Genomic DNA, 13,782 nt, shown 5'->3' on the forward strand with positions numbered 1-13,782 from the left:
ACATGCGACGTTCATTCGTTGCTGCGGTTGTGCTGGCAGTCGGACTGGGCGTCTTCGGTCCCTGGATGGGCCCACAGCCACGCGCATCGGCGGCGCGGGTGGTCGGGGAAAACGATATGAGCCCGACCCGGACGGCGCTGTTCATCGACTCCCCAGCCGTGGGACGCACCATCCAGGTTCAGGTGCTGCATCCGGCCGGTGGGGGTTCACGGCCCTCCTACTATCTGCTCGACGGGCTCGATCCCGGTGTGCAGCAGAGCACCTGGACCAATGCCACCGATGCCGAACCCTTCTTCCACGGTAAGAACGTCAACGTGGTGCTGCCGATCGGCGGGCAGGCGAGTTACTACACCGACTGGCAGCGCGACGATCCGCACTTCGGCCGCTACCAGTGGGAAACCTTCCTGACGCGCGAACTTCCGCCCATCATCGACGCCACCTTTTCCGGCAACGGCGTGAACGCGGTCGGTGGCCTGTCGATGGGCGGCATCGCGGCGTTCGTCCTGGCCGTTCGCCATCCGGAGTTGTACGAGGCGGTGGCGGGATACAGCGCGTGCCCGGACCTGGGCATCGCGCAGGGGGCGATCATGTTCTCGATCGCCAATCGCGGCGGCAATCCGTTCGATATGTGGGGTGCGCCCGGAAGCCCGGAATGGGGCGCCCACGATCCGGCGCTGCTGGCGAATCGGCTGCGCGGCAAGACCCTCTACCTGTCCACCGGCACCGGAATCCCGGGTCCGCACGAGACCGAGATCAAACCGCAGCTGCCGGAGAACATCGTCCTGGGCGGGCCGATCGAGGCAGGCGTGGACGTCTGCGTCACCGCCTTCGAGCAGCGGCTGCGTGGCATGCGAATCCCGGCCCGGGTCGATCACAGTCCGGTGGGGACGCATTCCTGGTCGTATTGGCAGGACTATCTGCACGCGTCCTGGCCGACAATCGGCGCGGCGATCGGGGCCTGATCGCCGGGGCCCGACGTCCGATCGGCGCGGGACACCCCGCGCGACCGGGCGAGGCCCCGGAGATCAGGTGCGCTGCGTTCAGTGCGGTTGCGCGCCCGGCCGGTTGAATTCGCCGTCCTTCGCGCCGGCGACGAACGCCCGCCATTCGCCGGGAGTGAAGATCAGCGCCGGCCCGTCCGGATTCTTGGCGTCACGCAGCCCGATATTGCCGCTGGCCAGGAAGGCCACCTCGACACCGCCCTCCCCGTCGCCGCTGCGCTGCCAGACCGCCCCGGGTTCGATCTCGCGATTCTTCGCTTCCAACCTGTGCTCCTGCATCGAAGTGATCGCCCGTTGGATCCGTGCGGGCGCTGCCGTCCCCGAGAGTAGGCGGTCGGAAGCCGCCGCACCGGCGTCGTTTCCGAATCCGCGCATACCGGCATGGCCGGGATCACACCGATATGCCGACCTGCGAAATGTGGCATTCGTCTACTCGTCTCGGCAACACCGCTGGTTTACGCCGCAACCTGATCGGAAACCCCATTCACTGTGGCAGTTGGAGGGCGTCGACTGGTCAAGAGACCGAGAGGGCGTGCCCTGCCGCACTGAACGGACGACAAGGATGGAGCACCGCATGGCACCCGTCTTCGACAGTTGCGCGGTGGTGCCCCGGCACCTCACCGTCGAGCAGGCGCACAACATCCTGCACAGTCACAGCAGCTGTCCCACCGACCAATGCCCGCGCCGCAAAGCCGCACTGTTCTTCCTGATGGAATCTCGTCGTTCGGCCCGCGGCAACGGGCGTGACCTGCGCCGGTCCGCACCGCGGACCACCGGCCTGGGGTAACGCGGGCCGAGCTCGCACTCCCGTCCTCGCCGATGCATTCTGTCGGCGGGTGTGGGGGTGCGCGCCCGGAACGGCCTGCCGCGATTACGGTGGTCACCATGGCTCTCGACAGTGGTACCGGAACCATCCAGAACGCCGGCGACGCCGCGGTGGCGGTGACCCCGCCGGTGGCCAAACAGGTCCCGGCCGAACGCGTCCATCACGGTGACACCTTCGTCGATCCCTACGAATGGCTGCGGGACAAGGACGATCCCGAGGTCATAGCCCATCTCGAGGCCGAGAACGCCTATACCGACGCCCAGACCGCGCACTTGGCCCCGCTGCGCGCGCGCATCTTCGACGAGATCAAATCGCGCACCCAGGAGACCGATATGTCGGTCCCGGCGCGGCTGGGCGAGTACTGGTACTACTCGCGCAGTTTCGAAGGCAAGCAGTACGGCGTGCACTGCCGCTGCCCGATCACCGATGTCGACGACTGGACCCCGCCGCAACTCGACGTCGATATCGAGATTCCCGGTGAGGAGATTCTGCTCGACAGCAACGTGCTGGCCGAGGGGCACGATTTCTTCGCCCTCGGCGCCTATTCGATCAGTCACGACGGCACGCTGCTGGCGTACTCCACCGATACCGTCGGTGACGAGCGATATGTGCTGCGGTTCAAGGATTTACGCAGCGGCGAGCTGCTCGGCGACGAAATTCCGGGCACCGCGCCGGGGGCGACCTGGTCGCTGGACGGAACCCACGTGTTCTATCAGACCGTCGACGAATCGTGGCGGCCCGACACCGTATGGCGCCACCGCCTCGGCACCGCGCAGTCCGACGACGTCAAGGTGTTCCACGAGCCCGACGAGCGCTACTGGGTCAGCATCGGCGCCACCCGCTCCGAGAAGTACCTGATGATCTGGGTCGGGTCGAAGATCACCACCGAGGGCTGGATCCTCGAATCCGACGATCCCGAGGGCGAATTCCGGGTGCTGCTGCCGCGCCGCGAGGGTGTGGAGTATTCGGCCGAACATGCGGTGATCGGCGGGCAGGACCGGCTGCTGATCCTGCACAACGACGTGGTCGACGGTGTGAAGGCCGAGAATTTCGTGCTCACCGAGGCGCCGGTGGACGATCCGGCCGCGATGACCATGCTGATCGGTCATCGCGACGATGTGCGGCTCGAGGACGTCGACTGCTTCCGCGACCATCTCGTCCTCTCGTATCGGCGCGAGGCCCTGCCGCGAGTCGCGGTGTGGCCGTTGACTTCCGACGGCTACGGCGAGCTGCGCGAATTGGAATTCGGCCTGGAACTGTTCTCCGCCGGCGTGGGCTCCAACCCGGAATGGGCGCAGCCGACGCTGCGGCTGGGCGTGACCTCGTTCATCACCCCGATGCAGGTCTTCGACTACGTGCCCGTCACCGGGGAACTGATGCTGCGCAAACAGCAGCAGGTGCTCGGCGGCTATGACCCGGACGACTATGTGCAGCACCGGGATTGGGCGACCGCGGCCGACGGCACCCGGATTCCGATCTCGGTGGTGCGCCGCCGCGACAGCGAGGGTGCGGACCCGAAGCCGTTGCTGCTCTACGGGTACGGCTCCTACGAGGCCAGTATCGATCCGGGTTTCTCGGTGTCGCGGCTGTCGTTGCTCGACCGCGGCATGGCGTTCGCGGTCGCGCATGTGCGCGGCGGTGGCGAGATGGGGCGGCTGTGGTACGAGAACGGCAAGACGCTCACCAAGCAGAACACCTTCACCGACTTCGTCTCCTGCGCACGGCATCTCGTCGATACCGGCGTCACCACGCCGCAGGTGCTGGTGGCCGACGGTGGCAGTGCGGGCGGGCTGCTGATGGGTGCGGTGGCCAATCTGGCGCCCGACCTGTTCGCGGGCATCCTCGCCAATGTGCCGTTCGTGGATCCGCTCACCTCGATTCTGGACCCGTCGCTGCCGCTGACGGTCATCGAATGGGACGAGTGGGGTAATCCGCTGGAGGATCCGGAGGTCTACGCCTATATGAAGTCCTATTCGCCGTACGAGAACGTGGCGGCCGTGGACTATCCGGCGATCCTGGCGATCACCAGCCTCAACGACACCCGCGTGCTCTACGTCGAGCCCGCGAAGTGGGTCGCCGCGCTGCGGGCCACGAAGACCGGTGATTCCCAGCTCCTGCTGAAGACCGAGATGAGCGCCGGGCACGGTGGCGTCAGCGGCCGCTACGAGAAGTGGAAGGAAGTCGCCTTCGAATACGCCTGGGTGCTCGATCGGGTCGGGCTCGGCGAGGTCGGCTGACGGTTGCCGGTTGCCGGATCGTGCGGCCGGGTGGTCGCTCCGGGAATTCGTCGGGGCGTCACTTCGGCTGCACGGGGCCGACACCTGCCGCGCGCACAGTGGAGGCATGAGCGGCAACGACCGGGGGTTCGGGCAGCTGATCGTCTCGGTGTCGGGTATTCGCGACACCACACTGGAACAGGCGCGCGCCTTCGCCGCGGAGATGGACGGCCGCGGGGTACGGCTGTCGCTGCTGGTGGCGCCGCGGTTGAAGGGGAAATACCGGCTCACCGAGGATCGGCGCACCCAGCAGTGGCTGCGGGACCGCCGCGCCGCGGGTGACGCGATCGTGCTGCACGGCTACGACCAGGCCGCGACCAAACGCCGCCGCGCAGAATTCGCCGCGCTGCCCAAGCACGAGGCGCGCCTGCGCCTCACCGCCGCCGACCGGGTGATGGAGCAGATCGGCCTGCGCACCCGGCTGTTCGCCGCCCCGCGCTGGACGGCCTCCGAGGGCGCCGTCGCCGCCCTGCCCGAGGTCGGCTTCCGCCTGGCGCTGGGATTGACCGCCATCCACGACCTGGAACGGGACACGGCACAGCGCTGCTGGGTGCACGGCGTCGGTGAGGGTTTCCGGGCCGAACCGTGGTGGTGCCACGCACTGATCATGAGCGCGGCCCGCATCGCGCGACGCGGGGGAACGCTGCGACTGGCCGTCTCGGCGGCGCAACTGTCCCGGCCCGGTCCCCATCAGGCCATGCTCGACGCGGTCGATCTGGCGCTGTTCCACGAGGCGGTTCCGGACGTCTACCGGTGGGAACCGTACGCCATGCCGCATGCGGCATGAGCGCGCTCGACATCAGCGAATCTGCGCCGGGTCCTCTCCGGCCGCGCGCAGCATGTCCCGCACCTCGGTGACGATAGTCCGGTCCGATACCGCGGCCGTGGCGTCGTGGGTGAAGCCGCCCGCCTCCTTGCGGGTCAGCGAGGTGGACAGCGGATGCTTCTTCAGCTGATCGACGCAGCGGTCGATATCGGCCAGCAGCAGATCGGCCATATCGTGGGTGAAGCCGTGCCGGACGACCGCCCGCATGATCGTCTCGTCCTGCCGGTCGGCCGGTAGCGGATAGGCGGCGATCAGCCAGCCGCGCGAGCGCAGGCGTTCGGACAGGTCGTACAGATTGAAGCCGGGATCTTCGCGCAGCCGCCACGACACCGCGCTGATTCCCCGCGTGGGCGTGCCGTCGTGGATCATCTCGAACAATCCGGTCTCGGTGAGGCCGTGGGCCAGATGTTCGGCGACCCGGTAGATGGCCGATTGCAGCCGGGTATAGCCGGTGCGGCCGAGCCGGATGAAGTCGTAGTACTGGGTGATGGCCTGGCCGCCGGGGCGGGAGAAATTCAGGTTGAAGGTGGCCATACTGCCGCCGAGGTAGTCGACGTTGAACACCAGCTCGTCCGGGAGGTCGGCGGCCGTGCGCCAGAGCGCCCAGCCGGCGCCGAGCGGAGCCAGGCCGGTTTTGTGCCCGGAGGCGTTGATCGACTTCACCCGCTCGAGCCGGAAGTCCCAGACCAGGTCCGGCGCCGTGAACGGGGCGAGGAATCCGCCGCTGGCGGCGTCGACGTGCAGGGGGATGTCCAGGCCGGTGCCGGCCTGCAGGTCGTCGAGGGCCGCGCTCATCGCGGCGACGTCCTCGAACAGTCCGGTGAAGGTCTGACCCATCGTCGCGACGACCATGATCGTATTCGAATCGCAGTGTGCGGCAATATCGTCCGGCTCGAGCGTATAGCGGTCCCCCCGCAGCGGCACCTGCCGGATCTCGACGTCGAAATAGCGCGCGAACTTCTCCCAGCACACCTGCACCGGACCGCAGACGAAATTGGGGACGCCCTGCCCGCCGTTCTTGCGCCAGCGCGTCTTCGCGGCCAGCCCGCCGAGCATCGCCGCCTCACTGGACCCGATGGTGGAGGTGCCGCGCGTCGAGCCGGGATCGGGACAGTGCCACAGGTCCGCGACCATGCGTACGCACCGGCGCTCGAGCTCGGCGGTCTGCGGATACTCGTCCTTGTCGACGATGTTCTTGGCCAGGCTCTGCGCCATCAGCCGGCGAGCGTGATCGTCGATCCAGGTGGTGCAGAAGGTGGCCAGATTCATCCGCGACACACCGTCGAGCATCAGCTCGTCGTGCACGATCTGATAGGCCTCCGGGGCCGGCATCTCGCGATGTGGGAAGTGGGTCTTGGGTGCGCCGCGATCCAGATCGGGCATCGCGAACAGGTCGTCGGATTCCGATGATGCAGACATCTCGTCCTCTCCGGTGGTCGGATCGCGGTCGAGCTCTCCTTCATCATGCCCGCTGCGGTGGCGGGTCGGCCATGAACCGCAGGGAGAAATCGGGCGAATTCCGTCCCGCGCCGCGCCCGACGCCGATGCGGCCGGTCCCGGAAAGAGGGTTAGGTTGGGTGAATGACCGACGATTCTCGGACGGCGGCCCTGCGCGAACAGGTGCGGGCGCTGATGCCGCAGGCGAAAGCCGATCTGGCCCAGTTGGTTTCGTATCGGTCCGTGGCCGATGCGCGGCAGTTTCCGCCGGAAGAATGTCATCGGGCGGCGCGATGGGTCGCCGACGCCTTCGCCGACCTCGGTCTCACCGAAGTCGGCCTGCACGAGACGCCCGACGGCAGCGAGGCGGTCGTGGCCCGGTACCCGGCTCCGGCCGGAGCCCCCACGGTGCTGCTGTACAGCCATTACGACGTGCAGCCGCCGGTGGACGAGGCGACCTGGGAGACTCCGGTGTGGGAGCTCACCGAACGCGACGGCCGGTGGTACGGGCGCGGCGCGGCCGACTGCAAGGGCAATATCGTCGTCCACCTGACCGCTCTGCGGGCACTGCGGAACACGCTGGGAGACAAGGGTTATCCGGTCGGCATCACGCTGGTCTGCGAGGGCTCGGAGGAACAGGGCACCGGCGGTCTGGAGGAGTTCGTTCCGCAGCACGCGGACCTGCTGCGCGCCGACGCGCTGCTGATCGGTGACTGCGGCAACTTCGCGGCGGGCCTGCCGACCTTCACCCAGACCCTGCGCGGAAACGTGAATGTGCTCGTCACGGTCGAAACCCTGTCCGGCCCATTGCATTCCGGCATGTTCGGCGGGGCGGCCCCGGATGCCGTCGCCGCGCTGATCCGGCTGCTCGCGACGCTGCGGGACGAACACGGGAACACGACGGTCGCCGGGTTGCCGGCCGATCAGGTCTGGGACGGCGCGCAATATCCGGTCGAGCAGTTCCGGGTCGATGCCGGCATCCTCGACGGCGTGCAGGTGCTGGGCAGCGGCACCATCTCGGACATGCTCTGGGCTCGGCCGGCGTTGACCGTGCTGGGTATCGATGTCCCGCCGGTGGTGGGGTCGGCGGCGGCCGTCCAGCCCAGCGCGCGGGCCCGGTTGAATCTGCGGATCCCGCCCGGGGTCGATCCGGCTCCGGCCCTGAAAGCCCTTACCGCACATATCGAATCGCATACGCCGTGGGGTGCGCGCGTCCGGGTCGAGACGGAGGGCACCGGGGCGCCGTTCCGATCCGGCACCGGCGGCCCGGCGCGGTTGGCGATGGAGGACGCCTTCGCCGCCGCGTACGGACGCACCGCCACCATGCAGGGACAGGGCGGCTCGATTCCGCTGTGCAATGTCTTCGCCGAGGCCTATCCCGACGCCGAGATCATGCTGCTCGGCGTCGAGGAGCCGAAATGCCTGATCCACGCCCCGAACGAAAGTGTCGACCCCAGCGAGATCGAGCACGTGGCGCTGGCGGAGGCGTTGTTCCTGTCCTCGTATTCGCGGTGAGGGGCGCGCTCCTCGGTGAGGGCGTGGCTTCGCGGTGCGCGCCCGCTAGAAGGTCTTGTTGTCCTCCGGCTCGATGAGCGCGAATTCGGTATCGGCCGGGCGCATTTCGGACAGGCGGCCGAAGTAGATGCCCTGCGCCTCCGGCGCGATGATGCCGTAGTGGATCGGGACGGCGGTGCGCGGCGCCACGGCGCGCAGATAGTCCACCGCTTCGCTGATCTTCATCCACGGCGCGACCGCGGGCACCGCCAGCACCCCGACCGATACCGGCGGCACCCACAGCGAATCGCCCGGGTGGACGAACTGCGCCGGATCGTCGGCGCTGCCGAGCTGGAAGACGGTGTTGTCGACGACCGGCAGCTCCGGATGGATCACCGCGTGCTTGCCGCCGCCACCGGTGATCTGCAGATCGCCGATGGTGACGATATTGCCCGCGTGCACGGCCTGCCACGGTTCACCGCGCTGCTGTGCGGTCTGCGGATCGCTGAGCAGGCGGGCGCTCGGATTCGAGTCGACCAGGGCCTCGATCCGGTTCGGATCGATGTGGTCGGGGTGCTGATGGGTGATCGCGATCGCGTCGAGTCCCGTGATGCCTTCGAATCCGTGCGAGAAAGTGCCCGGATCGAACAGGATCTTCGCGCCGTTCAATTCGACGAGGACGCAGGAATGACCGAAGTGGGCGATGCGCATGAGATCACGCTATCGCCTCCGGCCGCAGCGGGGACCCGGACGCGGCAGCCTGCGTAACCACGGAGGGCCACGCGGAGGCCGGCCGACAGGCGCTGTGACGTCTCTCGCAGGTGCCGCGGCCCGGCGGGGCGCCCGCGAGCAGCCCCGATTAAGCTGTTGTGGTAATCCCCCACCAGCTTGAGGAGCAACGCGTGGCACGAGTTGTGGTCGAGGTGATGCCGAAGGCCGAGATCCTGGATCCGCAGGGTCAGGCCATCGCCGGCGCGCTCGGACGCCTGGGTTTCCCGGGTGTGTCGGATGTGCGGCAGGGCAAGCGGTTCGAACTCGACATCGACGACAGCGTCAGCGATGCGGAGCTCGAGAAGATCGCCGAGGCCCTGCTCGCCAACACGGTGATCGAGGACTGGAAAGTGGTGCGGCTGCCGTGACCAGCTCTGCGCGAATCGGTGTCATCACCTTCCCCGGCACGCTCGACGACGTCGACGCGGCGCGCGCGGTCCGGTTGGCCGGCGCCGAAGCGGTGAGCCTGTGGCACGCCGACGCGGACCTCAAGGGTGTCGACGCGGTGGTGGTGCCGGGTGGATTCTCCTACGGCGACTATCTGCGCGCCGGTGCCATCGCCCGGTTCGCGCCCGTGATGGGCAAGGTCGTCGAGGCCGCCGGTAAGGGTATGCCGGTGCTTGGCATCTGCAACGGCTTCCAGGTGCTGTGCGAGGCCGGACTGCTGCCGGGTGCGCTGACCCGCAACGAGGGCCTGCACTTCGTCTGCCGCGATCAGTGGCTGCGGGTGGAGTCCACCGCGACCGCGTGGTCCTCGCGCTACGAAGCGGGTGCGCAGATCCTGGTCCCGGTGAAGAACGCCGAGGGCCGCTACCAGGCCTCACAGGCTGTGCTCGACGAACTCGAGGGTGAGGGCCGGGTGGTCTTCCGCTACGTGGGCGGCAATCCCAACGGTTCGCAGCGCGATATCGCCGGCATCGCCTCCCCGAACGGCCGCGTCGTCGGTCTCATGCCGCACCCCGAACACGCCACCGAACCGCTGACCGGTCCGAGTGACGACGGGCTGGGGATCTTCCTGTCGGTACTCGACAGCCTCGTCACCACCGCCTGATCGGCCGTCATCACGGCCTGATCGGCCTGTCGCTCAGGGGATCACGACCGCGGCGATGATCGGCGCCGGGGCATCGGCCCAGCGTCGGCCGGTGTCACGCGGTGTGATGCCGTGGTCGGTCCAGGCGGACAGCAACTGCGCGACCTTGGTGTGCATGGTGGTGCGCAGGCGATCGAAGGAGTTGTCCGGCACGTCGTCGACCTCCCCGAGCAGCAGCCACCACGCCCAGGCGACCGCACCGGCATTGGCGACGAAGTCAGGCAGCACCGGAACACCGCGGGCGGCGAGCATGGCCTCCGCCTCCGGTGTGGTGGCGGCGTTGGCCGCCTCGACGACGACGCGGGCGCGCACGTCGAAGGAATTGTCCGGCGTGATCGCGTACGAAATGGCCGCCGGTACCAGGATGTCGACATCGGCGGACAGCACCGCGGTGCGCGGCAGCTGCTCGACATCCGCCGGCAACCGGGAGCGGTCGATCTCGCCGTAGTCGTCGCGCAATTCCAGCAAAGCCGGGATATCGAGTCCGCCCGCCCGGTACAGGGCGCCGGCGGCATCGGCCACCATGGTTACGCGCATGCCCGCCTCGTGCAGGTAGTAGGCCGCCGCGCCGCCCATCGTGCCGACTCCCTGAATCGCGACCGTGGTCTCGGCCGGCATCCGGCCCCACGAGACGGCCGTGGCGAGGCACGCGTGCGCGACGCCGTAACCGCCGATCACATCGCCCAGCAGGAAACCGCCCTCGACCGCCGCGTTCAGTCCGTCGCGGACCCGTTCCAGGGTGGCGGCCGGATCCGCGGCGCGGCGGATCGCGGCGTGATAACTCTGCCCCAGGCCCAGCTTCTCGAAGACCTCGTCGATCAGATGCTGCGGGACCCCCAGGTCCTCCGCGGTCACCCAGTGCGCGTCGATCCACGGGCGCATGGCCTCGCAGAATCGCTCCAGCACCTCGATGGCACGCGGATCCTTCGGATCGAAGTCGATGCCGCCCTTCGCGCCGCCGATCGGCAGGTCGAAGGTGGCGGTCTTGGCGGCCATTCCGCGCGCCAGATCCTCCACCTCGCTCAGCGTGCAGCCGGCCCGCATGCGGGTGCCGCCGGTGGCCAGGCCGCCGCGCAGCGTGTGGACGACGAGATAGCCGACGGCGCCGGTATCCGAATCGGTCCACTGCAGCCGCATATACGGCTCGGGGCGGCGGATCGCGGGGGTGACCGGAACGGTCGCGGGCACCGGCGGGACGGTCGGTGCGGTGTCTTCGGCCGGGTTGTGGATCGTCGTCACGGCGAACTCTCCTTCGCGTTCGGATGGCCGACCACCATCCGCGGGGGAACGACGAGTCGCACGACGATCGGCGTCCGGACCTCGTCGTCCCGGCTGGTGATTCGCTGTCACCAGCCTGCGTCCTGCCCGGTCACACGTCTATTTACGGTTCGTTCACGGCTGTGTTCAGTGTTTCTGCACAGCGGTCCGCACAGCGTTGCCGGCCGCGCGTACGGTTTCCGCGCAGCGCTTACGCTCGATGCCATGGACCTGTCGCTGCCTCGCCTGCGCATGCTGCGCGAGCTGCATCGGCGCGGCACGATCACCGCGGCCGCGGGTGCGCTGCACTACACCGCCTCGGCGGTGTCGCAACAGCTGGCTCAGTTGGAGCGCGACGTGGGGCTGCGGCTGTTCGAGCGGCGCGGGCGCCGGCTGCAACTCACCGATCGCGGAGTTCTGCTCGCCGAGCACGCCGAGGAGATCCTCGCCTCGGTGGAGCGGGCGACCCAGGCGCTCGAGGAGTCCGGTGAGTCGGTGTCGGCGACGCTCACCGCCGGAGTGTGGGCCTCGGTCGCCTCGGGGCTGCTGCCCGACGCGCTCACCGCGCTCGCCCGCGCCCATCCGGGCATTCTGGTGCGGACCAGGGAACTCGCACCGGAGGCGACGGCTGCCGCGGTTCGCGACGGGACCCTCGACCTGTCGTTCGTCCTCGACTACTCGAATTACCCGATGACCTGGGACCGCGGTCTGGAACGTGCCGTGATCGCGGTCGAACGGCTCTACGCGGCGGTGCCGGCCGGAGCGGTGCCGGCGCCGACGGTGACGCTGGCCGATCTGACGGAACATCCGTGGATCCTCGCGCCCGCTCGCTCCCATTTCGGTCACGCGGTCCGGCTGGCCTTCCAGTCCGGCGGGGTCGAACCACGCATCGACCACGAAGTGGAGGAGCAGTCGACCGCGATGGCGCTGGTCGCGGCCGGACTGGGTGTCACGCTGGTCTCGGATCTGGGGCTGGCGCTGCGGCCGCCGGGCGTGGATATCGTCGGGCTCGGCGAGGGGCTCACCCGGACCGTCTCGCTGGCTTATCGCACCAATACGGCACGCCGGGCGGCGCTGCTGTTCGTCGTGAACGCGGTCCGGGCCGCCGCCGTCGACAAGGGGCTCGGTCCGGAGCGACCGTTGCTCGCCGCGCCGGGACCGGAAACCGTTGCGCCACCGAATGATTCGGCCGAAGTCACGCACAAGGGGCTCGGGCTAGACTGAGCCGCGCGAGGTGCCGGTACCGCGGCGTCAGTACAAGGTGTCCAGTATCCGCAGGTCCACGCCCTCTGCCCGGGCGATCAGGCTGGGCGGGCGGACCACGTGATTGTCGCGGTACATCCGCGCTCCCGACGGCGTCTCCAGCACCACGCCGTCCTCGAGCGCGGCCCGCATCCGCGGCACCTCGAGGGAGCCGACCGCATGGGCCATCGCCCGCAGCGTATGCAGCGCCTCGTAGGCAGTGTTGCCGAAATAGGTGAGCTTCGGCGCGAAGCGGCCGTGCATGCGGTGATAGCGCGCCTGCCGGTCGGGATCGGCGTTCACATCGGGGAACAGACTGGAGGCGACATAGAGATCGGTGTTGGCGCCGGGGCCGGCGGCGAGCAGGAGTTGTTCGTCGACGACCGGGCTGACCCGCAGTTGCCTCCCGGCCCGGCCTATCGCGGTGAACTGCTGGTTGAACCGGACCGCGTCCATCCCGACCAGCAACATCACGATGCCGTCGACCCGGTCCAGGCACGGATCGGTGAGGATCGAGCCGAAGTCCCGGGTCCCCAGCGGCACATAGCGCTCGTAGTGGACGGCGTCGCGGTACGCGGCACGGACGTCGCGGCCGGTGGCCACCGGCCAGATGTAGTCGTTGCCGATGATCGCCCAGCGGCGGGTGCCGAATTCCCGGGACAACCACCGCATGGCCGGCAGGATGTGGCCGCTGGGCGCCTCGCCGATCATCACCACCTCGGCCGGTTCGTTCGGCAGCTCCTCGTAGACGTTGGCGAACAGGTACGGAACCCGCCCGCCCGTGACCCGGGCAACCGCCTGGCGGACCGCCGAGATGTGCCAGCCGGTGATGGCGTCGACCATTCCGGTGGCCAGCAGCGCCGAGACCTCGTCGGCCACTTCGGCCGGACTGCGGCCGCCGTCGATGGTCGTCACCCGTACCTGCCGGCCCAGAATTCCTGTGCCGCTGTTGATTTCTTTCGCAGCCAAGGAAATCGCCGCTTCACAGGACGGCGCGACAATTCCGACGGGGCCCTGCAGGGGGACGATATTCAGGACCTCGACCACTTCGTCCGGGCTCTCGCCGAAGGAGAACATTCGGTACCCTTCTTCGTATCCGAGCGAAATGATGGGGCGGAAAATATGTCGACCATTGTAAGTGGCGTCGCCACGCTGCACGGGGCGCTGCGAGCTGCGGAACGCGGTTGGCTCCGCCACCTCGACGCGGCACTGTGTGCCAGGCAGCTGACCGCCGACCAGTGGGCCATGCTGTCGAATCTGTCCGACCGCTCCGGCATCACCATGAGCGAGCTGGCGGTTCGTGCCCAGCTACCGCCCTCGTCGGCCACCCGCCACGCCGACGCCCTGGCCGAACGTGGCCTGATCTTTCGAATTGCGGCCGAGGACGACCGCCGCCGCATTCTCATCGGTTTGACCCATCGCGGCAAGGATCTCGTGGATTCGGTGCGCGAGCAGGAGTCGCTCGCCGAAGAGGAATTGCGTAAACGACTCGGCGCGCGAAATCACGCGGAATTGCTGCGGCTGCTCGAGTTGATGGTCGAGACCCAGTCGGATTGATCCGG

The 13,782-nt window shown here is 68.5% G+C and carries 14 protein-coding genes; 9 read left to right on the forward strand and 5 right to left on the reverse strand.

What is annotated here, in order from left to right:
- Window positions 1-2: 2 nt before the first annotated feature.
- Window positions 3-962, forward strand: coding sequence for an alpha/beta hydrolase family protein (locus A5789_RS23295; RefSeq protein ID WP_064902297.1), 960 nt, complete (start codon window positions 3-5; stop codon window positions 960-962).
- Between the two features lie 78 nt (window positions 963-1,040).
- Here the strand turns inward: A5789_RS23295 and A5789_RS23300 are convergent, their stop codons facing one another.
- A complete protein-coding gene (locus A5789_RS23300) occupies window positions 1,041-1,265 on the reverse strand; it encodes a DUF397 domain-containing protein (RefSeq protein ID WP_223273481.1) in 225 nt (74 codons plus the stop codon).
- A gap of 310 nt (window positions 1,266-1,575) precedes the next feature.
- On the opposite strand from A5789_RS23300, the gene A5789_RS23305 reads away from it, so the two are divergent.
- From A5789_RS23305 to A5789_RS23315, 3 genes are all read left to right on the forward strand, one after another.
- Window positions 1,576-1,788, forward strand: coding sequence for a hypothetical protein (locus A5789_RS23305; protein WP_155525964.1), 213 nt, complete (start codon window positions 1,576-1,578; stop codon window positions 1,786-1,788).
- Between the two features lie 98 nt (window positions 1,789-1,886).
- Complete coding sequence (locus A5789_RS23310) at window positions 1,887-4,064, forward strand: S9 family peptidase (RefSeq protein WP_064902333.1); 2,178 nt, start codon at window positions 1,887-1,889, stop codon at window positions 4,062-4,064.
- A 106-nt stretch (window positions 4,065-4,170) separates the two neighbouring features.
- The gene (locus tag A5789_RS23315) at window positions 4,171-4,890 is read left to right on the forward strand and encodes a DUF2334 domain-containing protein (protein ID WP_063009935.1); all 720 of its coding nucleotides are present in this window, start codon (window positions 4,171-4,173) and stop codon (window positions 4,888-4,890) included.
- 12 nt (window positions 4,891-4,902) lie between these two features.
- On the opposite strand, the gene A5789_RS23320 is transcribed toward A5789_RS23315, so the two are convergent.
- Window positions 4,903-6,348, reverse strand: coding sequence for a glutamate decarboxylase (locus A5789_RS23320; RefSeq protein WP_082856651.1), 1,446 nt, complete (start codon window positions 6,346-6,348; stop codon window positions 4,903-4,905).
- Window positions 6,349-6,510: 162 nt separating this feature from the next.
- Here A5789_RS23320 and A5789_RS23325 point away from each other — a divergent pair, with 162 nt between their 5' ends.
- Window positions 6,511-7,881: a dipeptidase gene (locus A5789_RS23325; protein ID WP_064902299.1), complete on the forward strand. Its 1,371-nt coding sequence runs from the start codon at window positions 6,511-6,513 to the stop codon at window positions 7,879-7,881.
- Window positions 7,882-7,926: 45 nt separating this feature from the next.
- Here the strand turns inward: A5789_RS23325 and A5789_RS23330 are convergent, their stop codons facing one another.
- Window positions 7,927-8,571: an MBL fold metallo-hydrolase gene (locus A5789_RS23330; RefSeq protein WP_064902300.1), complete on the reverse strand. Its 645-nt coding sequence runs from the start codon at window positions 8,569-8,571 to the stop codon at window positions 7,927-7,929.
- A gap of 191 nt (window positions 8,572-8,762) precedes the next feature.
- Here A5789_RS23330 and purS point away from each other — a divergent pair, with 191 nt between their 5' ends.
- Both purS and purQ read left to right on the forward strand, forming a co-directional pair.
- Window positions 8,763-8,999, forward strand: a complete 237-nt coding sequence (gene purS, locus A5789_RS23335; protein ID WP_030517414.1) for a phosphoribosylformylglycinamidine synthase subunit PurS — start codon at window positions 8,763-8,765, stop codon at window positions 8,997-8,999.
- Entirely contained in the window at window positions 8,996-9,682 is a 687-nt protein-coding gene (gene purQ, locus A5789_RS23340) for a phosphoribosylformylglycinamidine synthase subunit PurQ (RefSeq protein ID WP_062961978.1), read from the forward strand. The genes purS and purQ overlap by 4 nt, the downstream gene beginning before the upstream one ends.
- 33 nt (window positions 9,683-9,715) lie before the next feature.
- Here purQ and A5789_RS23345 read toward each other — a convergent pair whose 3' ends face one another.
- A complete protein-coding gene (locus tag A5789_RS23345) occupies window positions 9,716-10,960 on the reverse strand; it encodes a Glu/Leu/Phe/Val dehydrogenase dimerization domain-containing protein (protein WP_369817486.1) in 1,245 nt (414 codons plus the stop codon).
- A 243-nt stretch (window positions 10,961-11,203) separates the two neighbouring features.
- Between A5789_RS23345 and A5789_RS23350 the strand changes: the two genes are divergently transcribed.
- Window positions 11,204-12,202, forward strand: coding sequence for a LysR family transcriptional regulator (locus A5789_RS23350; RefSeq protein ID WP_063009929.1), 999 nt, complete (start codon window positions 11,204-11,206; stop codon window positions 12,200-12,202).
- Between the two features lie 27 nt (window positions 12,203-12,229).
- Here A5789_RS23350 and A5789_RS23355 read toward each other — a convergent pair whose 3' ends face one another.
- Complete coding sequence (locus A5789_RS23355; RefSeq protein ID WP_064902301.1) at window positions 12,230-13,297, reverse strand: substrate-binding domain-containing protein; 1,068 nt, start codon at window positions 13,295-13,297, stop codon at window positions 12,230-12,232.
- Window positions 13,298-13,342: 45 nt separating this feature from the next.
- On the opposite strand from A5789_RS23355, the gene A5789_RS23360 reads away from it, so the two are divergent.
- Window positions 13,343-13,777, forward strand: coding sequence for a MarR family winged helix-turn-helix transcriptional regulator (locus A5789_RS23360; RefSeq protein ID WP_064902302.1), 435 nt, complete (start codon window positions 13,343-13,345; stop codon window positions 13,775-13,777).
- Window positions 13,778-13,782: the final 5 nt, after the last annotated feature.

Origin of the sequence: Nocardia sp. 852002-51101_SCH5132738, from assembly GCF_001665695.1 — a bacterium.
GTDB classification, from domain to species: Bacteria; Actinomycetota; Actinomycetes; order Mycobacteriales; family Mycobacteriaceae; genus Nocardia; species Nocardia nova.

What these genes read in the sequence shown, in the direction of transcription:
- A5789_RS23295 (WP_064902297.1), top strand. Translation starts at nt 3, where the DNA reads ATGCGACGTTCATTCGTTGCTGCGGTTGTGCTGGCAGTCGGACTGGGC.
- A5789_RS23305 (WP_155525964.1), top strand. Translation starts at nt 1,576, where the DNA reads ATGGCACCCGTCTTCGACAGTTGCGCGGTGGTGCCCCGGCACCTCACC.
- A5789_RS23310 (WP_064902333.1), top strand. Translation starts at nt 1,887, where the DNA reads ATGGCTCTCGACAGTGGTACCGGAACCATCCAGAACGCCGGCGACGCC.
- A5789_RS23315 (WP_063009935.1), top strand. Translation starts at nt 4,171, where the DNA reads ATGAGCGGCAACGACCGGGGGTTCGGGCAGCTGATCGTCTCGGTGTCG.
- A5789_RS23320 (WP_082856651.1), bottom strand. Translation starts at nt 6,348, where the DNA reads ATGTCTGCATCATCGGAATCCGACGACCTGTTCGCGATGCCCGATCTG.
- A5789_RS23325 (WP_064902299.1), top strand. Translation starts at nt 6,511, where the DNA reads ATGACCGACGATTCTCGGACGGCGGCCCTGCGCGAACAGGTGCGGGCG.
- A5789_RS23330 (WP_064902300.1), bottom strand. Translation starts at nt 8,571, where the DNA reads ATGCGCATCGCCCACTTCGGTCATTCCTGCGTCCTCGTCGAATTGAAC.
- A5789_RS23350 (WP_063009929.1), top strand. Translation starts at nt 11,204, where the DNA reads ATGGACCTGTCGCTGCCTCGCCTGCGCATGCTGCGCGAGCTGCATCGG.
- A5789_RS23355 (WP_064902301.1), bottom strand. Translation starts at nt 13,297, where the DNA reads ATGTTCTCCTTCGGCGAGAGCCCGGACGAAGTGGTCGAGGTCCTGAAT.
- A5789_RS23360 (WP_064902302.1), top strand. Translation starts at nt 13,343, where the DNA reads ATGTCGACCATTGTAAGTGGCGTCGCCACGCTGCACGGGGCGCTGCGA.